Origin of the sequence: Flaviaestuariibacter amylovorans (assembly GCF_039541815.1) — a bacterium.
Taxonomy (GTDB): Bacteria; Bacteroidota; Bacteroidia; order Chitinophagales; family Chitinophagaceae; genus Flavisolibacter; species Flavisolibacter amylovorans.
The window spans coordinates 1-20,514 of the sequence record NZ_BAABGY010000016.1; the positions used below are offsets into that span (position 1 = coordinate 1).

Genomic DNA, 20,514 nt, shown 5'->3' on the forward strand with positions numbered 1-20,514 from the left:
GCAAGCGGGGAAAACGGTCACCCAGCCGAACTCCTGATGCGGCGGAACTATAGGACAGCCCCACACCGGCCGGCAATAGCGCCATAACGACCAGGGCTTTGCGCTGTGGCCGAGGATGAATGTAGCACTTTTTGTATGTTCGGAGGCCATAGCGCAATAGCCCATGTTGCACGCAGGCGACGGAAACGTCGACCTAGGCTCCAAGTTGCCCACCGTACAAAAACAACAGAACAGACCCTACCAGCAATACCAATAAGAGCAGCAAGAAATATACCTCGTACCAGTTTTGATAGCTTCTCAATTTGCGCTCAGCGAATGTTGACCTCAAAGACATGTTCTGCTCAGCGTACTTAAACGGAAGATTCACTAAAACTATCAACCCGGCCGCCCAATAAGAAGCTTTCACTGGACCAAAGAAGAAGTCGAATGCTACCCGCCCCACCCCATCAAGTAATGTAATGTCTAGGCCGTTTCCAGCCAATTTAGGCACAAACATTAGCATGGCCACAAATGCGAACAATACGTAGGCGAGGTTCGCATACACAAGGCACTTAAAAATCCATGAGTTAAAGAAACGCTCCATACAGCCTAAATTACGCCAGACGACTTTAAAGAATGACAGCTAAAGCTTGCGTGCAACGGCCAGGGCTTTGCGCTGCCGCCGCAGTAATGAAGTTAGTGCTTTCGGACATTTATAGCACTTTAGGAAGAGGTGCAGCGGCGAGTAGCGCAATAGCCCATGTTATGCGCCGCCGGATTTTGGGATCGGAGAACCAGCTAATCGATCCGCAAGAATGGTCCCGTCACGCCCGCTGCTACGAAGCTGATCCCGAGCCGCCCGCATTAGGCAGCGCGGCTTCGTCCGGCCGCTGCGAAGCAGTTTCGAAAGTTGGCACTTCCCGGCCACCGCGAACGTTGATGCGAATAGGCCGCGCGAAGCCGTCGGAGAAGTTGTCGACAAAGTTTTCGACGACGCGCTCGATACGAAGCCAAAAGCGGGCGGCGTCAACTATTCGTCGGAATGCGCTACGAAGCTGGTAGCACGAACGTCGAACTGAGGAAATGATCCGAAAAACTGAAGCTACTTTAGTGAGGTTGGCCAAACTTCGACCTAAGGAAGGCAGGTGGCGCATAACGGACAGGGCTTTGCGCTGTGGCCGAGGATGAAACTACGAACTATAGCGACTGCTCGTAGGCCATAGCGCAACAGCCCATGTTATGCGCCGTCTCAAGTGAGGTTGAGGGTGACCTCATAGCGCTTTGGCTGATGACTTTCTGCTACTATAAAACCTTTGGAATCTCTTACGGTGCGGAACCAAGTGTCCAGTGGCGCATTTTCTTCTGAAAAGAGCGTGATCTTCCCGACATCGCCAAAGCCTTGTTTGTCAAAATATAATGTAATGGTGAGTTGGTAGAGCTCTTCCTCTTCGTTATCGTTGCTGCCGAATTGTCTTGTGAAGCTAATTTGAAAATTCTTTCCGTAGTCATCATACCAATCATAAGTCCCATACTGAAATAGTAATAGCTCGGGTTCCGCTTTATCAATTATTGACGGCTCGTAAGTTCTATTAAAGTCCTCGAATACGTCTAAGGAAGTCTTTACGTTTGGCCCACTCTTTAGAAATGCTTTTTCCACAAGTGATTTCAATAGGGATTCGAGATCGGCATTAGAAACTAGCTTTTTCATGCTGTTCGTTTTGATGGCGCATAACGACCAGGGCTTTGCGCTGTGGCCGAGAATGAATGTACGAATTACTTGGGTGCTCGGAGGCCATAGCGCAACAGCCCATGTTAGCGGCAGTGCCTTGGGAGGCCTCGTCGCCTTTCTAGACGCTCAATCTCTCGCGGCGGCTTTGTGTTCCATTTTCTATTCCGAAAAACTTACGACTACGCTGTTTCGCGAGATTTAGCCTAGCTAGAACCTGCCGCATTCGCCTTTCGCTCTGCAGCCCAAGATAGCACGAGTCGTAGGAGATGGCGCTTGCCGAAACGTGTTGCGCCGTTGTTATACCGACTTGCTCCGCGATACCATCTCAACGACACTTTTGTCGTTTCGCCTAAAATATCGACTGGTATGTAGTTTGACTTGACGTCCATTTCGAATTTTGTGAGAGTTCCGCATTGCCGCTAACGACCAGGGCTTTGCGCTGTGGCCGAGAGGAAAGTTACGAACTATAACGACTGCCCGGAGGCCATAGCGCAATAGCCCATGTTATGCGCCGCCGGACTTTAAGATGGAAGAACCAGCTAATCGATCAGGAAGACTCGTCCCTTCACGTCCGCCGCTATGGAGCTGGTAACAAGCCGTCCGCCTCCGGTAGCGCGGCTTCGTCCGGCCACTGCGAAGCAGTTTGGGAAGTTGGCACTTCCCGGCCACCGCGAACGTTGATGCGAAGAGGCCGCGCGAAGCCGTCGGAGAAGTTGTCGACAAAGTATTCGACGAAGCGCCCAATGCGAAGCGGAAAGCGGGTGGCGCCGAGTTTACGTCGGAATGCGCTACGAAGCAGGTAACACGAAAGTCGAACTGAAGAAATGGTCCGAAAATCTGAAGCTACTTTAGTGAGGTTGGCCAAACTTCGACCTAAGGAAGGCAGGTGGCGCATAACACGTAAATATGCGCTATTCCCATCACTTCGCCAAACTACAACCTGCGTGTTCGAAACTCCTGACAACCATCACTTTGCGCTCGCGCATTTTGGGTAGTTCAACCAGATCCAGGCGCGTTTCTTTGATAGTTCAAACCGACATAGTAATGTGACATTCTTTTCAACTACCCGAAAAACCCGGCCTACAGATCCAAGCGGAGGCTGTCCAGCGGGCTACGCAGGTTCGCCGGCCCCTTGATAGCAACATGCGTGTATCGAACCGTTGTCGTAATCTGGTGATGCCCCAACAACTCCTGAATGAAGCGCAGGTCCGTACCCTGCTCCAGCAGGTGCGTTGCATAGCTGTGCCGCAGCATATGCATACTTCCCTTCTTTGTAATGCCGGCCGCCCGCTTAGCGGCCGCAATCACCTCCTGCGCACTGCGCACCCCATACGCACCACCCTTCTCCCCTTCGAAAAGGTACTCCCGCGGCCGATACTCACGGAAATACACCCGCAGCACCTTCAGCAACGTCGGGCTTAGTGGCACCATCCGGTCCTTTTTCCCCTTACCCAATCGCACATGGATCGTCATCCGTTTCGAGTCGATGTCCCTGACTTTGAGGTGCACCAATTCGCTTACCCGCAGACCGGCACTATAGGCCGTCATCAACAGGGCACGATGCTTCAGGTTCCGGATTCGGCCGATCAACTCCTCCACTTCTGATGTAGCCAGCACGTTGGGCAACGTCTGGGGCTTCTTTGGCCGGGGCAAGTCGTAGAACTCTTTGCTCCGCCCCTCTACCTGCTCATAGAAAAACTTCAGCGCATTCACCGCGGTATGAATATGGGCCTCACTATAGCCCCGTTGCTGCATCAACCAAAGCAGGTACGACTGCACCTGCTCACGGGTCAGGCCCGCTGCCGCACGCGGGCCCAGTAAGCGTAGCAATGCATGAAACTCTGTGCAATAAGTACGCAGCGTACTGGAACTATACCCCTTAAGCTTGATCAGGTCGCGGAAACGGTTGAACGCAGCCAGGTTGTCGGCACTCAATGGCTGCTCCTGCACAATTCGCGAACGGGCAGACGAAAGACGCTCAGCATCCGTCACTCCCAGACAGGCTTTCCGCTGCTCCAGATACTGCTTCAGCAATTGGGTGTCCAAGTGCGCCTTCCCGTGCAACGCCCGCTTCACCGCATCAAAATGCACCTGCGACAGCGGCACATACCAGCAATTACGCGTCCGGCTCCAGGCCACGTCCTTCAACGGGCGCAGCACCGCTACCACGTCCGCCCAGTCCTTCGGAAACGGGATCCCGATGCGCTCGGCACGGCGGTGGTAAAAAGCGATGAGCTGAATGGTACGCATGGTAAAACACAAAGCTCTCCCGGCCCGCGCAGCCGTCCATGGGAAGAACCCCGCAAACCGGCCGTGTTTTTCTCATCCGGCCGGTGTTTTTCCTGCAGCTCCCGGCGCCCGGAGCCATCGCACCACTGCTTTGCGAGTCTTAAAAATGCGCCACCGGTCACGGATCGGGCGGAACGGAAGGCATAACGCCGGGCAGCTGCCTCGCAGCCCCTACCCCGGCCGGAGTAGGGCCCAACCCTTCGAAAGAATGTACTATCTTAACCAATCGGTTCACAACCCACCGTTGCCTTGCGCGCTTCAATCGTCATACTGCTGATCTTGCTATCGGGATGCGCCCGGGAATACTCCTACGAAAGCGGCCCCGCCAACCGCGGCCCGGTTGCCGATGCAGGAACCGACCAGGCGCTGCCCGCAATGACCACCGCTACTACCCTCGACGGCTCCGCCTCCCACGACCCCGACGGAACGATCGCCTCGTATACCTGGGTGCTGCTGTCGGGAGCCGGACCGGTCGTCGCTTCCCCCACCGAACCGGTATCAGCAATCCGCAACCTCAGTACAGGCAGCTGGGAGCTGGAGCTCACCGTAGCCGACAATAAAGGCGCCACCGCTAAGGATACGGTGAGGATCACGGTGGGTGCAGCCCCAGCCCCCACCAACCGCGCACCCGTGGCCAGGGCTGGCGCAGATACGATCCTGCCCACCGGCACTACTACGGCTACGCTTAATGGAAGCGGCTCCTATGATCCGGACGGAACGATCACCGCGTATCGATGGGACCTGCTTTCGGCGGCAGGCACCCCGGCGCTCACGGGTGCCACCCAGCCCGTAGCCCAGGCATCCGGCTTGTCGGCCGGCACCTACCTCTTCCGGCTCACCGTTACCGACAACGGGGGCGCCACTGGCACCGACAGCATCCTGATCCGGATAAACAATGACTGCGGCGTAGCCAACCGTCCAATCGCCAACGCGCAACTGGGCACATGCGCACAGCTTCCTGCGGGTATTGCCGGTATGGATGCGGTTCAGGTAGGCAACAAGCTGCTGTTCGTGGGTGGCGAATACTACTCCGGTGGTATTTCAGACCATGTCATGATCTACGACCTCGCCTCCAACACCTCATACGCGACGCGCTTGCCGGTTGCACGCCTTTCGCCGGCCGTGACCGTACTCGGAAACAAAGTTTTCGTTGCGGGTGGTCATGATGGCTGGGGCTTCAGCACCGCGCGTGTCGACATATATGATGTGCCTTCCAATACCTGGTCGGCGGCGCAGCTGAGTGTGAGCCGAACGCATGCCAGTGCGGTTACCGTTGGCAACAAGGTGCTGATTGCCGGCGGTCAGACGGAAGGAGGGAATTTCCCCGGACTTACCACCGTAGACATTTACGACGGCGGCACCAATAGCTGGCGTACCGCCCAGCTGGCCCAGCCGCGCACCCACATACAAGGCGTAGCGCTCAATGGGAAAGCCTATTTTACCGGGGGCATGAGCCAGGGCGCGGCGGGGTCCGTGCTGCCGGTCATTGAAGTTTACGACGCCGCCACCGACAGCTGGTCGCAGCCCGCAGCGCTGCAGATGACGCAACCCAGAGTGTATCATGCCGCCTTTGCTTCCGGTAACACCCTTTACCTCGCAGGCGGCTTCGTGTCCGCAACCGGGCCGGGCACCAATCAAGTTGAAATGATCGACGTGACCACCGGCGCAAGATCCTTCGCCTGCCTGGCCACCGAACGCAGCAACTTCAGGATCGTTCAAAAAGGCACCCAGCTGGTCTTCTTCACCGGCACGCCCCATGGCACACACGACACGTTCGACATCCTCCACTTGCAAACGCTCCAATGGACCGTCGGCAAGCTGAGCAATCCCTTATACGTTGCCTCCATCATCGGGGCCAACAACGAGATCTATGTAGCCGGAGGCGCCGGCCTTTTCTCACAGACCTATTTCTCCGACAAGGTGTCGAAACTCACGTGGTGAGGACTTCAGATTTATGATTTGTGATTCCGCCCCTGCACCCCGGTACCGGCATTATAGAGCTGCGATTAACGATTTGAGTAGCCGTCTGCGCTATCAAGGCCGCTCCTGCCGGCCGTGCAGGCAGGGCATGCGAGGCTACCGTCCCTTTCCTCGAAGAGACGCCGGCACCCCGAAGCTTCGGGGGCACGACGAAAACGAATATCTTCTCTGTTTCGCTCCCGCCCGTATCGCAACAACAAATCTGAAATCAAAAATCACCCATCTGAAATCCAGATCACCGATCCGCGATCACCGATCTGAGATCCCCCCGCGCGTCAGCAACAAATCTGAAATCAACAAAGGGCACCCGAAGGTGCCCTTTGTATTTCTACTGGTATGCGGTTACCGGTTCGTCACCATGATCTGGATCGTCTCGCGGCGCTTCCCGACCACTACTTCCAGGAAGTAGATACCGCTGCTTTGCGTGGCGCGGCCCATGTGGATCGTCAGCATCGACGTCGGACCCGCCAGCACCTTGCGCTCGGCCAGTACGCGCGTGCCGTTGGGCGCATGCAGCGTATAGGTCAGCTCGCCCTGCACCGGCTTCGAGAACACGAGCTGCACAGGACCCGTGGGGGTCGGGTTGGGATAGACCTTCATGCGCACGTCGTCGGTCTCGCTGGTCTCGGTAACGCCTCCCTTGGCAAGCGCGGTTCCTGTTTCCGGCGTCGTGCTGCCCATACGGGTCACGGCGGCGGGGCTCACGACCACCAGCATCTCGTCGGCCACGCTCTGGGCGCCGGCATTGTCGGTGCACACAAGGGCGAATTTATAGGTGCCCGCCACGAGCCCGCTCACGGTCGGCTTCAGGATCGTTTTGCTGCTGAATGAGGCCGTATTGGGGCCGCTCACCTGGCTCCAGAGCACGCTCACCACGGTGCCGTCGGCGTCTTTCACCGTGCCTTGCAACATCACCGAGCTCGTAGGCAGGGTGATGGCCTTGTCGGCGCCTGCATTGGCTTTCGGGGCCATGTTGGTACTGCTGGTCACCGGGATGATCTCGATGGCCGATACCTTGGCGTTGTCCTTTCCGCCTTCGCCCGTAAGCGCGCTGAACTGCAGGTTCAGCGTACCGTCCGTAACGCTCACCGTAAAGGTTTCGGTGGTGGCGGTAAAGGCGCCCACCTTTGCCACAATGTCGTAATTGTCAAGCACCCGCGTGCCTTCGAGGGCCACGTCGAAGATGCGGTTGCCGGCAGCTGTGTGGTAGATCTCGGCAAAGTGGAGCACCACCTTGTACGATCCGCTGGGCACAGGGAAGGCATAGCCGAAATTGTAGCCCCAGCGCTCGCTCTGGTAGATGGCGTCGTCGGTAGTGCCGTTGATGGCAACCACATTGCTGTGCGCGCCGCCCGAGGTCGAAGAGTAGTAGTTGTCGGCCGAGAAGGTGCCGATGCTGTTCGTCACCTGCGCACCACCCGCATTAATACGGTAGGTGCTGACGCCGGTGGGCGCGGGATTCACCAGGATGCCCACCTGGTCGGCGACACTCGCAGCGCCGTTGTTATCGGTCACCACCAGGGCGAAGAGGTACGTGCCCGCTACGAGGCCGCTCACGGTAGGCGCTGCTACCGACGTGTTGCTGAAGGTGGCCGTGCCGGGACCGCTCACCTGCGTCCAGCTGTAAGAAGCGATGGTGCCGTCGGTGTCGGTACCCGAGCCGTTGAGCGTTACCGAATTCGCAGGCAGTGTAACGGTGTTGTCGGGGCCCGCGTTGGCCACCGGCGCCGCGTTGGGCGTCGGGTTCAGCACCTCGATGGCCGATATCTTGGCGTAGGTCTTGCCGCCATCGGCCGCAAGCGAGCTGAAATAAAGGTTCAGCGTACCGTCCGTTACGTTCACCGTAAAGGTCTCTTTGGTGGCGGTGAGCGCACCAACCTTGGCGAAGATGTCGTAGTTGTCGAGCTTCTTCACGCCTTCGATCGATACATCGAACACGCGGCGACCGGCCGTGGTGGCGGTCAGCTCGGCGAAGTGCAGCACCACCTCGTACTGACCGTTGGCCACCGGGAGGGCATAGCTGAAGGTACTGCCCCAGCGCTCGGTCTGGTACAGGGCGTCGTCCGTAGTGTTGGCGATCGCGCTGGTTACCGTAGTCGTTCTGCCCGGCGTGGGTGCAAAGTTCTTGTCGGCCACGAAGGTGCCGATGCTCGTGGTCAGCTGCGGGCCACCGGCGTTGATGCGGTGCACCACGGCGCCACCACCACCGCCCCCGGTTGCCGCACCGTTCACGGTCACGGTCACCTGGTCGGGTGCGCTGCTCGCGCCGTCGTTATCCTTCACCACGAGCTGGAACACGTAGGTGCCCTGCACGAGGCCGCTCACGGTGGGTGCCGCTACGGTCTTGCTGCTGAAGGTGGCCGTATTGGGGCCGCTCACCTGCGTCCACGCATAGGAAGCGATCGTGCCGCTGGCGTCGGAGCCCGAGCCGTTGAGCACGACCGAGCTCGTGGGCAGGGTGATCGTCTTATCAGGACCTGCGTCGCCCACCGGGGGCTCGTTGGAGCCATCCGTGCCGCCCGAGGCATTAAGTACCGTAGTGGTGCTGGCGTTGGAGCCGGAGTGCGCCACCACCAGGTTGGCGGTCTGCGCGCCGGCTGCTGTCGGCGTAAAGGTCACGTTGATGGTGACGCTGCCGCCCGCGGGGATCACGAAGGGCAGCTCCATGGGCGCGGTGAAGCCGAAGGCAGCCGAGCCGGTCACCGTGATCGACGACACGAGGAGTGCCTGGTTGCCGCTTGTATTGGTCAGCACGAGGGCCTTCTCCGCCGTGTTGTTCAGGTAGGCCGAGCCTACGTTGAGCGTCGTGGGCACCGAGAGCTGGCTTTGCGTCAGCGGCGTGCCGTCGGGCGTGGTGGGGCCATAGAAGTGGAATACTTCCTGCGTCGTCAGGATCGGCGTGCCGCCGCGGTTGCCGGCGCCGGTGGCGATGTAGATGCTGCCGTTGGTGGCGATGGCCTGCGTGCCGTGGCGGCCGGTCTCGAGCGTGTCGAGCGTGCGCCAGGTGTGGGTGTGCACGTTGAGGGCCTCGGTCTCGTTGTGGGCCTTCACCTGCGTGGCGGTCTCACCGCCGATCACGATCACCTCGTCGCCGACCACCACGTTGGCGGCGCCGGAGCGGGGCGTCGGGATATTGCTGGCGGCGGGCAGGGTCGTCCACGTGCCGGTGGCGAAGTCGTACACATCCACCTCGGGCACCGTGAAGTTGAAGTCCTGGTTGGTGGCTGCCGAGGAGCGGCGGCCGCCGGCCACATAAAGCTTATTGTTCACCACCGTCACCTGCACGTGGTCACGGGCATGCGGTGCGTCGGGGAGCGTCTTCCACTCGCCGGTGGCCGGGTCGTACTCGTCGAACCACTTCACCCAGCCGGCCCAGTGGCCGTCGGTGATGCCGCTCACGAGGTAGATCTTGCCGTTGTGCACGGCCGCGCCACCCGCGCCCCGGCGGCGCGCTGCCGGAATCGACGGACCGGTGTGCCACTTGTTCGAAGCCGGGTTGTAGATATACATGTTGGGTACGGGCGTCTCGCGCGGGTAGCCGCCGGTGAAGGCGCCGGCCACGTAGATGAGCCCGTCGAGCGTAACGGCCTGGAAGTGGTGGAGCTCCAGCGGCTGGTACGCCTTGTTGGTCCATGTCTTCGTTACCGGGTTGTATTCCTGTACGGGCTTGTTGCCGCGCCCGCCAATGAGGTAGAACTTATCGCCGGCCTGCACATAGGCATTCTCCTCGCGGCCGGTGAAGGCGCCCGAGGCGGGAGCCACGATGGTCCAGTCGCCTGCGGCCGTTACGGGGTCGGCGGTGAGGTGCAGGTAGTCCCAGGTGGCGGTGAACGGGGTACCCCCCTTAGAGGTGGCGATCACGCCCACACCCAGCACGCCCTGTCCTTTCAGCGCAGCCAGCACGGCGCCGCTCACCACGATGGGGGTGCCGACGTTGATCACCGCGCCGCTGTTCGACGAGTACCCCGCCTGGACGCTGTTGGTGGCCGGGTTGAACTTCAGGATGAGGTCGAGGGTAGAGCCCGGGATGCCGCCGGTGATCGCGTATTGCTTGGTAGTAGCTACACCCGCGTTCTCGTATACGACCTGGATGCCACCCGCGCCGCCGTTGGCGTTGAGCACGATCTTGAGGTAATTGTCCTGGTCGCCGTTGCCGAGGTAGATGCCCTGCGACATCGAGCCGGTGGGGGTTCCGTTGTTGAAGAAGGGCCCGAGAATGCGGCCTTTCAGGGTGAAGGGCAGGCCGCCCGTCTGCACGCCGAACTGGAAGCCGTTCTGCTGCGTATTGAGCGCGCCGAGGGCGTCGCCGGCGGAAACGGACACCACCGAGAAGGCGCCCACCGCACCACCGGCCACGAGGTTGTCGCCGTTGAACTGGTCGCGGTAGTTGGTGCTGCCGTTGCTCATGAGGCCGTTGAAGCCGAGGCCGAAGAAGCCTTTGCCCGGATCGTTGTTGAACAGGTTGTACGTAACGGGGAGTGTCGTGGTGCGGCCGTTGCTGGCGTCGATGGCGAAGAGATCGGCGGTATCGTTGATGCCGTCGTTGTCGTCATCGGCGTCGTTGAGATCAGACACCTTATCGCCGTCGAAGTCGGCGGGCTTGCTCGAGCCGGAGCAGGGGTTGCTGCCGTTGGCGAGCTCGTCGGCATTGGTGTAGCCGTCGCCGTCCTCGTCGGAAGTGTTGTTGGCGCCCGTGCAGGCATTGTTCTCCTGGGGCTCGAAGATCACGATGGCGTCGGCGCCGTAGGTGAGTGCCCACACCGTGCCGGGGAAGGGATCGTTATCGCCCTGGGCCACGAGGTCCAGCGGCGTGGAGCCGAAGTTGGAGGCGAAGACCGGCTCCTCGTTCAGCTTCGTAACGGAGTTGCGGGCATTGAGCACGTCGGTGCCGTCGGCCGTCAGCTTGATGAGGGCGATGTCGCCGTTGTATTCAGCGGCCAGCAGGTGGCCTTTCAGCGCTCCGCCGAATGCAGACGCCGTGTATTCAGCGATGCCGTTGGTCGACGATTTGAACGTGAGCTGTGCGCCGTCGCCGGTGCCCGGCATCTTGAAGAAGCCTTCGCGCGGGTCGGCCATGCTCACGGGCACGGGCGGCCAGTTGGCCGGCAGCGGGTTGGTGCCGGTCTTGCTGGTGCGGAACACGCCGGTAGTGCCGTCGTGCGTGTAGAGGCCGGCGCCGGCGGGGTTAGCGCGGATCGGCGTCGGGTGGCCTGCGTAGAAGGCGCCCGGCGTATAGTTGTCGATGGCGCCGATATAATGGAAGTTGTCGAGGTTGTTGACCTGCGGGTGGTTGGCAGAAGCCGTGGTAGAGCCCGGCTCGCCTTGCACGTAGTTGTTGGTGGCCGAAGCGCCCTCGTTGGCGGGGTAGCCGCCCCAGCCCTGGTTGGCGCCGTTGTCGACGGCGTAGAGCTTGCGCGACTTCGTGAGCACGAGGTCGTAGCAGTTGCGCCAGCCGCCGGAGTAGATCTGCACGGGACCGCCTTGCACGACCATGGCCTGGTTGAGGCCGTCGTTGCCGCCGAAAGGATCGCCCACGTCGGTGCCATCGGCGTTGTTGGCGCGGGTGGGGTCGTCGAGCGTGGGGAGATCGTATTTATACGCCGTGTTGCCGGTGCCTTTGGTAGGCATGGCCATGATGGCGTTAAGGTTAACGGAAAGGATCGCCGCGGAGAGGGCGTACTCGGTGGTGTAGGCGAAGTTGGTGGACGGGGCGCCGGCATTGGTGTGGCCCCCCACGGCGATGAACATCGTATTCGTCACGTCGTCGATCTGCATGCCGTTGACGGCGTGGTTCTCTTCGGAGCGAGGCAGGCCGCGCACGAGGTCCACCTTCACCCACTTGGTGCCGTCCCAGGTGAGCATGGAGATGATGCCGGAGTTGGTATCGAGGTTGGTCTCACCGCTCGGGCCGCCGATGCGGCTGTCGCTCGAGCTCACGTAGATGACCGGGTTGGCGGCCGTGCCCTTCACGAGGATGCCTGTGACCTGGCGCTTCGTTACGGTGGTATTCACCGAGCCGTCGTCGTTGTGGTTGGGGATCTGGTTGATGAGGCCGATCGTCTGGAAGCCGGTGACCTCGTAGTTGTTGGGGCCGTTCTTCCTGATCGTATAAATGCGGATCCACCCGGCCTGCTCCGACACGTAGAGGCGGCCGTCGGGGCCGAACTGGATCGACGTGGGGTTGAAGACGGTGGCCGTGTTCATCTTGAGGCCGCTCGAGGAGAAGCTGAATTGTTGTGCCTGCGCCGAAAAGGAGCACAGCAGGAGTGCGCTTAGTATTCGAAAAAAGCCAAACGTTTTGACAAAACTCTGCCGGGACATATAGGAATGGTTTAGGGAGGTCGTGGGTTTTTTGAACGGGGAGCGTGGTTAGCGGAACGCCAGGGAAACAGCCTGTGTAAGGGTGTAGAGAGGAGGTAGTTGTCTTATCATGACGGGTGGTTTCAGTAGGTTAATCGAATAGATGCAGGAAACGGTGCTGGGCTATTCAAAACAAAAAGAATGCTAAAACCCCACCTGTATTAAATCTTCCCCATTATAAAGTGAAGAAGATCAACGTTTCACCTGTTCACAGGGCAAATGTTTTATATATGATGTATGGCCGAAGGCGGACGGACTTCGCTACTGTGGAGCTGCCGTGGAAGGATTTCCCAAGTTGTCCACACCCCTGCAGAAGAAAAAACCTACAACGAAGCCCGGCAGTAAGCCTCTAAGCGCGGCCCTGATCGCCTTTGGTTAATAGAAAGGAGGGCACCCAGGCTGGGGCGCCCTCCTTTAAAATGGTTCAATGGGAAGTCGAAGATCGATCGACGACCCTCCACCGGCTATCCCCGGTTTTACCGGCCGGCGATCATCACCCGTACCGTCTTCCGCCACTGACCCGACTTCACCTCGAGGTAATATACCCCGTTGGCCAGGTTGTGCCTGCTGAGGTCGATCGCCACTTCGGCCGCTGGCTTGCCCAGGGGCTGTACACCGGAACCGATGCGGTTGCCGGCAGGACCATACAGTAGATACGTGACATCCTCGCTTACCGCTTCCGAAAACCGGAGCGCAAGCCGCCCGGAAGTGGGGTTCGGGTAGATCTTCAGTTCCTGCTCCCCAGGGACTGCAACGGTTTCCTTGCTGGCTTGGGCGCCGCCGCGGCCGCGGCTCGTCACCATCGGCGGGTTGTTCACTACGTTGAAGCGTACCGTGAGCACCGTACCTGCAGTACCCGTGGCGCCGGAGCCGGTATAGGGCGTCCCTTGCAGGGTATAGGCACCAAGGACCGGCGTCCAGGGGTTGTAGTTGCCTGCATTATCACCGAACAGGGCATAGGGGGCGCCCGACTCGGTTACCGTTCTTGCCTGCGCCCCACTGAGCACGAACCGCACGCTGCCTACCGTTGCCGGCGATGTATTGGCGCGGATGTTCAGGTTGCGCGTGGGCAGCGTCGCGAGGTCGAGCGTGGCGCCGTCTGCGATCGTGAAGAGGTCCTGGTCCGTGTCGGCATTGATCAGCGTAAAGGTGCTGACTGCCTGCGTGGAGGCCGGAGCGCCGTTCACCGTCACCGTCACCCCGTCGGCCACACTCTGCGCGCCCGCGTTATCGGTCACCACGAGCTGGAAGGTATAGGAGCCCTGCACGAGCCCGCTTACGGTGGGCGCGGCTACGGCGTTGCTGCTGAAGGTGGCCGTGTTGGGTCCGCTCACCTGGCTCCAGGTGTACGTGGTAATAGTGCCGTCGTTATCGGTGCCCGATCCGTTCAGCACCACCGAGCTCGTCGGGAGCGTCAGGCTGTGGTCAGGGCCCGCATTGGCTACCGGGGCTGCATTCGGTGCCCCGGCCCTCAGCACTTCGATGGCCGACACCTTCGCGTAGGTCTTTCCGCCATCGGCAGCGAGTGAGCTGAAGTTGATGTTCAGCACGCCGTCTGTTACGTTCACCGTAAAGGATTCGGTGATGGCGGTAAAGGCACCTGCCTTGGCGAAGATGTCGTAGTTGTCGAGCCTCTTCACCCCTTCCATCGTCACGTCGAACACACGGCGGCCGACAGTGGCGTACGTGAACTCGGCAAAGTGCAGCACCACGCGGTACTCACCGTTGGCGATCGGGAAGTTATAATTGAAGGTGCTTCCCCAGCGCTCGCTCTGGTAGATCTCATCATCGGTGGTACCGTTGATGGCTGCGGTGCTGCTGTTCCTGTTGCCCGGGTTGGGCGAGAAGGATTGGTCTGCCGCGAACGTGCCGATGCTGTTCGTTACCTGCGCACCGCCCGAGTTGATCCGGAGCACGGCGGTTGCCGGCCCCGGGGTCGGGGCCGCGTTCACCGTCACCACAACCTCGTCGGGTACGCTCGTCGCTCCCGCGTTATCGGTCACGAGCAGCGAGAACACATAGGTGCCCTGCACCAGCCCGCTCACGGTGGGCGCAGCTACGGTGCTGCTGCTGAAGGCCGCAGCGCCCGGGCCGCTCACCTGGCTCCAGCTGTACGTGGTCATCGTGCCATCTGTATCGGTGCCTGAGCCGTTGAGCACCGTGGAGTTCGCAGGAAGCGTGATGGTCTTGTCCGCACCGGCATTCGCCACCGGCGGTTGGTTGGCGGCAGCCGCTCCGTTCACCGTTACGGTAACCTGGGAGGCGGAGCTGCTGGCAGCCGCGTTATCGGTCACTACGAGTGCGAACACGTAGGTGCCTTGTGCGAGCCCGCTCACCGTCGGGGCGGCCACGGCCTTGTTGCTGAAGGTAGCCGTGCCGGGACCGCTCACCTGGCTCCAGCTGTAGGCGGCGATCGAGCCGTCGCTGTCGGTACCCGAGCCGTTCAGCACCACCGTGCTCGTCGGCAGGGTGATGGTCTTGTTCGGACCAGCGTTCGCCACCGGAGCCGCGTTGCCGCTTGCGGTAGCGGGCATGATCTCGATACCGCAGATCAAGGCGTTGTTATTTCCGCCATGGAATGCCTTCGAATTGAAGTTGATGTCCAGGGAGCCGTCGCCCACGATGACCGTAAAGGTTTCCGTGGTGGCTGTCTTGCCGCCTACCTTGGCGAAGATGTCGTAGTTATCCAGCTTCAAAACCCCTTCGATCTCCACGTCGAACTTACGGCTGCCGGCGGCGGTAAAGTTGGTCTCCGCGAAGTGCAGCACCACCTTGTACTGGCCGTTGTTCACCGGGATCTTATAATCGAACAGGTAGCCCCAGCGGTAGGTCTGGTAGAGCGCATCATCCGTAGTGCCCTCAATGGGTGCCGTGCTGCTGTTGATGCCGAGTGAAGCCGTGTGGTGGTTGTCTGCCGAAAAGGTACCCATGCTGGTGTTCAGCTGCTGGCCGCCCGCGTTGATGCGTACGGTCGACTGGCCCGAGCTCGTGCCGGGGGCGCCGTTCACCACCACGGTCACCTGGTCGGGCGCGCTCGTGGCACCCTGGTTATCGGTCACTACGAGCGAGAAGACGTAGATGCCGTACTGCAGCCCGCTGAGCGTGGGCGCAGCTACGTACCTGCTGCTGAACGTGGCGATGCCGGGGCCGCTCACCTGGGTCCAGGTGTAGGCGGCGATGGAGCCGCCCGCATCCGATCCCGAGCCGTTGAGCACGGTCGTGTTCGTGGGCAGGGTGATGCTCTTATCGGGGCCCGCGTCGCCGATGGGCGGCTCGTTGGCCACGGTGGCGCTCACGATCTCGATCGCCGCGATGCTCGCCAGGTCCTTGCCGCCGTCGGCAGCCAGGGAGCTGAAGTTGACGTTCAGGGTGCCGTCCGTCACGCTCACCGTGAAGGTCTCTACGCGGGCCGTGAAGGCGGCGCCGGCCTTGGCAACGATATCGTAGTTATCCAGCTTCTTGGCGCCTTCGATCGACACGTCGAAGAGGCGGCTGCCGGCGGCGCTGTGGGTGATCTCTGCGAAGTGCAGCACCACCTTGTACTGGCCGTTGTTGACCGCGAAGTCGTAGCTGAGGCTCGTGCCGTTGCGCTCGTTCTGGTACATGGCGTCGTCGGTGGTACCGGCGATCGCTGCCGTGGTGCTTTTGGTAGTGCCCGGTGCCGGGTAGAAGAAATTATCGGAGCCGAACGTACCGATGCTGTTGGTCACCGAGGCGCCGCCCGCATTAATACGGTAGGCTACCGCGTTGCCCACACCGTTGAGCACGGTCGTCACGCTGCCGCCCTGGCCGGAGTTTTCGACGATCAGGTTCGCGGTCTGGCTGCCCGCAGACACCGGCTTGAAGGTGACGCTGATGCTAACGCTCTGCCCGGGGGCGATCACGAAGGGCAGCGGGTGGGGCGAGGTGAAGGTAAAGGAGCTGGCGCCGGAGACGATGATCGTGCTCACGTTGATCGCCTGGTTGCCGCTCGTGTTCGACAGCAGCAGCGTTTTCGTAGTGGATACGTTGATGCCGGTCGTGCCGAAGTTGAGCGTGCCGGGTGCTGCCAGCGCGCCTGCCGTGATCGCAACGCCCTCCGGGCTCGTCGGTCCGAAGAAGTAGAAGGCCTCCTGCGTCGTCAGGATCGGCGTGCCGCCGCGGTTGCCTGCACCGGTGGTCGTGAAGATGCCGCCATTGTTGGCGATGGCCTGCGTGCCGTGACGCCCGGTCTGGAGGTCGGCGAGTCTTCTCCAGGTATTCGTGGTCACGTCGAGCGCTTCCGTCTCGGCATGCGCAGCGAGCTGCGAAGCGCTTTCGCCGCCGATCACGATCACCTCGTTGCCGATGGTGACGTTACTCGCGCCGGAGCGGGGCGTCGGAATGTTGGCGCTGGCAGGCAGCGTCGACCAGGTGCCGGTAGCGAAATCATATACGTCCACCTCCGGTACGGCCAGCTCGAAGTCCTGGTTGGTGCTCGCGGAGGAGCGGCGGCCGCCGGCGAAGTACAGCTTACCGTTGGCAATGGTTGCCTGTGCGTGGTCGCGCGCTCTCGGGGCATCGGGGAGCGTTGTCCAGCTGTTGGTGGCCGGGTCGTATACATCGAACCACTTCACCCAGCCGGCCCAGTGACCGTCGGTGATGCCGCCAACGAGGTAGATCTTCCCGTTGTGCACCACGGTGCCTCCCGCGCCGCGGCGGCGGGCTTCGGGAATGCTGCGGCCGGTGATCCACTGGTTGGCGGCGGGGTTGAACATATAAACGTTGGGCACGGGCGTCTCGCGGGGGTAAGCACCGGTGAAGGCACCGACCACGTACACGAGCCCGTCGAGCGTTACCGCCTGGAAGTGGTGCAGCTCCAGCGGCTGGTAGGCCTTGTTGACCCATGCCTTGGTAACCGGGTTGTACTCCTGCACGGGCTTGTTGCCGCGTCCTCCCATGAGATAGAACTTATCGCCGGCCTGAACGTAAGCGTTCTCCTCGCGGCCCGTGAAGGTGCCGGAAGCCGGGGCTACCGTTTGCCAGGTACCGCTGGAGGTAATGGCATCGGCGTTCATATAGAGATAGTCCCACGTGGCGGTGAAGGGAGCGCCTCCTTTGGAGGTAGCGATCACACCCACGGCCAGGGTCGTATTTCCTTTCAGCGCGTGGAGCACGGCACCGCTTACGGCGATGGGCGCACCCACGTTGATCACCGCGCCGCTGTTGGACGCGTACGCCGCCTGTACGCTGCCCGTGGCCGCGTCGTATGTCAGGATAAGGTCGAGCGTGGAGCCCGGGATGCCACCCGCGATCGGGTATTGCTGGGTGGTTGCCACTCCTGCGTTCTCATAAACTACCTGGATACCGCCCGCGCCGCCGTTGGCGTTGAGCACGATCTTGAGGTAGTTGTCCTGGTCGCCGCTACCGATGAAAACGCCGAGCGATTGCGACCCGGAAGGAGTCTGGTTGTTGAAGAAGGGCCCGAGGATGCGGCCTTTGAAGGTAAAGGGCAGGCCGGCAGTCTGCACGCCGAACTGGAAGGCGTTCTTCTGGGTGTTCAGGGTACCGAGCGCGTCGCCCGCGGGTACGTCTACCACCGAGAAGGCACCTACGGCACCGCCGGCAATAAGATCGTCTTTATCGAACAGCTTCAGGTAATCGGAGTCGCTGTTGCTCATGAGGCCCGTGAAGCCAAGGCCGAAGAAGCCTTTGCCCGGGTCGTTGTTGAACAGGTTGTAGGTGATGGGCATCGACGTGCCGCGGCCGTTCGTGGCATCGATGGCGAAGGCATCGAGGTTGTCGTTGATGCCGTCGTTATCGTCGTCGGTGTCGGCGAGGTCGGAGAGGTTGTCGCCGTCGAAGTCAGCGGGCTTGCTCGAGCCGGAGCAGGGGTTGGTGCCGTTGGCGAGCTCGTCGCTGTTGGTGTAGCCGTCGCCGTCTTCATCCGAAGTATTGTCGGCACCCGTGCAGGCGCCGTTCTGCTGGGGCTCGAAGACGGTAATGGCATTTGCACCGTAGGTGAGTACCCATACGGTGCCGGGGAAGGGATCATTGTCGCCCTGGGCGATGAGGTCGAGCGGCGTAGCGCCGAAGTTGGAGGCGAAATCCGGCTCCTTGTTCATCTTGTTTACGGGATCCTTTGCGTTGGTGGTGTTGGTGCCGTCGGCCGTCAGCTTGATGAGGCCGATCGCGCCGTTGTACTCGGCAACGAGGAGGTGCCCTTTGAGGGCGCCGCCGAACGTAGAGGCGGTGTACTCCGTGATGCCGTTGGTCGACGACTTGAATGTCAGCAAGGCGCCGTCGGCATTGCCCGGCATTTTATAGAACGCTTCTTTCGGATCGGCCATGCTTACGGGCACGGGGGGCCAGTTGGCCGGCAGCGGGTTGGTGCCGGTGGTGCTGGTACGGAAGACGCCCACACTGCCGTTGTGGGTATAGAGGCCGGCGCCGGCGGGGTTGGCCCGCACGGGGTTCGGGTGGCCGCCGTAGAAGGAGCCGCGCACATAGGTGTTGAGGTCGCCTACGTAGTGAAAGTTATCGAGGTTGTTCACCTGCGGGTGGTTGGCCGTTGCCGTTGTGGAGCCCGGCTCGCCCGCGATATAGTTGTTGGTCACATTGGTGGTGCCTTCCTTGTCGGGGTAGCCGCCCCAGCCCTGGTTGGCGCCGTTGTCGACCGTATACATCTTACGCGACTTCGTGATGAGGAGGTCGTAGGCATTGCGGATGCCCGAGGCGAACACCTGCACGGGTCCGCCGGCCACCACCACGGCCTGGTTGAGTCCGTCGTTGCCGCCGAAGGGGTCGCCCACGTCGGTGCCGTCGGCCTGGTTGGCGCGGGTGGGATCGTCGAGCGTGGGGAGATCGTATTTATACGCTGTGTTGCCGGTGCCCTTGGTGGGCAGGGCCATGATGGCGTTGAGGTCGATGGAAACGATGGCCGCGGAAAGCGCGTACTCGGTGGTGTAGGCGAAGTTGGTAGAGGGGGCGCCCGCATTGGTGAAGCCCCCGACCGCGACGAATAAGGTATTGGTCACGTCGTCGAGCTGCATGCCGTTCACGGAGTGGTTCTCTTCGGAGCGGGGCAGGCCGCGCACGAGGTCGATCTTTACCCACTTGGTGCCGTCCCAGGTGAGCATGGAGATCATCCCCGAGTTGGTGTCGAGGTTGGTCTCGCCGCTGGGGCCGCCGATGCGGCTGTCGCTGGAGCTCACATAGATGACGGGGTTGGTAGCGGTGCCGCGCAGCACGATGCCGGTAACCTGGCGCTTCGTGATGGACGTGTTGAGCGTGCCGTCGTCGTTGTGGTTGGGAATCTGGTTAACGACGTTGATCGTTTCAAATCCGGTGACCGAGTAGTCGTTCGCACCGTTCTTCTTTACCGTATAAATGCGGATCCACCCCGCCTGCTCCGCCACGTACAAACGCTTGTCGGGGCCGAACTGGATGGAGGTAGGGTTATAAACGGTGGTACCGTTCAGCTTCAGCGCACTGGAGGTGAAGCTGATCTGTGCCTCTGCTGTGATCGACAGGAAGACCAGGATCACTACGGAAAATACGTTCAGAATGCCAATTGACTTGGCGGGACGGAGCCGGGACATAAGTGTAGGGTTTAGGTATCTGATTATTACAATCGGATAAGGTTAGCTGCAGAGTCGTGTGATGTTGCCTACAATCCCGGCGGGGAAGTGCGTACAGTTTTTTTCATGTGTTGCATTTCGATAGGTTAGCGAATACCAGCAGGAACGAGGAACCGGCCGGCGGTTGGGAATCCTTGGAAATACAAATAGAATGCTAAAATTAAAATTGGATTAAATGTTCCTCACTTGCAGGGCGATTTCGCGGAAACATAGCGAAAACACAGCTTTTATATAACAAACAGGTGTTCGCGCGCGGCATTCCCCAGCCAGAGCTTGCAGGGGCTTTCCCCAATGAGGCCAGTGCACAAGCACATCATTACGCTACAAATCCCGCATCCGCGCCACACTTTGCCCATGGAAACCCGGTTCGCTACCGTCGCCACCCTATGCCAACAGAGCCGCGTACCGCCCACCTGCCGGTGGGAGCGGGCATTGGCGGACACAGCTCTGCCAGGGAAACACCCGGAATGCGTGGGCAGTTCCGAAGACAGGATCACCCCGGGTACAAGGCCCGGAACACCGCGCAGCGGGAGCCTGAGGGTCACGCCTTCGCGTTGACGTGTAGCCCTAGCAACGGAC

6 protein-coding genes are annotated in these 20,514 nt (G+C 60.8%); 1 reads left to right on the plus strand and 5 read right to left on the minus strand.

Annotated features, from left to right (window positions below):
* Positions 1 to 193: 193 nt before the first annotated feature.
* The 3 genes from ABD937_RS19980 to ABD937_RS19990 all read right to left on the minus strand — a co-directional run bounded on the left by ABD937_RS19980 (position 194) and on the right by ABD937_RS19990 (position 3,958).
* Positions 194 to 583 carry a hypothetical protein gene (locus tag ABD937_RS19980; RefSeq protein ID WP_345257686.1) on the minus strand — a complete coding sequence of 130 codons (390 nt, stop codon included), beginning with the start codon at positions 581 to 583 and terminating at the stop codon, positions 194 to 196.
* A gap of 645 nt (positions 584 to 1,228) precedes the next feature.
* Positions 1,229 to 1,687, minus strand: a complete 459-nt coding sequence (locus tag ABD937_RS19985) for a hypothetical protein (protein ID WP_345257687.1) — start codon at positions 1,685 to 1,687, stop codon at positions 1,229 to 1,231.
* A gap of 1,101 nt (positions 1,688 to 2,788) precedes the next feature.
* A complete protein-coding gene (locus tag ABD937_RS19990; RefSeq protein ID WP_345257688.1) occupies positions 2,789 to 3,958 on the minus strand; it encodes a tyrosine-type recombinase/integrase in 1,170 nt (389 codons plus the stop codon).
* 288 nt (positions 3,959 to 4,246) lie between these two features.
* Here ABD937_RS19990 and ABD937_RS19995 point away from each other — a divergent pair, with 288 nt between their 5' ends.
* Entirely contained in the window at positions 4,247 to 5,938 is a 1,692-nt protein-coding gene (locus ABD937_RS19995) for a Kelch repeat-containing protein (RefSeq protein ID WP_345257689.1), read from the plus strand.
* Between the two features lie 381 nt (positions 5,939 to 6,319).
* On the opposite strand, the gene ABD937_RS20000 is transcribed toward ABD937_RS19995, so the two are convergent.
* Complete coding sequence (locus tag ABD937_RS20000; protein ID WP_345257690.1) at positions 6,320 to 12,298, minus strand: malectin domain-containing carbohydrate-binding protein; 5,979 nt, start codon at positions 12,296 to 12,298, stop codon at positions 6,320 to 6,322.
* Between the two features lie 515 nt (positions 12,299 to 12,813).
* Entirely contained in the window at positions 12,814 to 19,896 is a 7,083-nt protein-coding gene (locus tag ABD937_RS20005) for a malectin domain-containing carbohydrate-binding protein (RefSeq protein ID WP_345257691.1), read from the minus strand.
* Positions 19,897 to 20,514 lie beyond the last annotated feature (618 nt).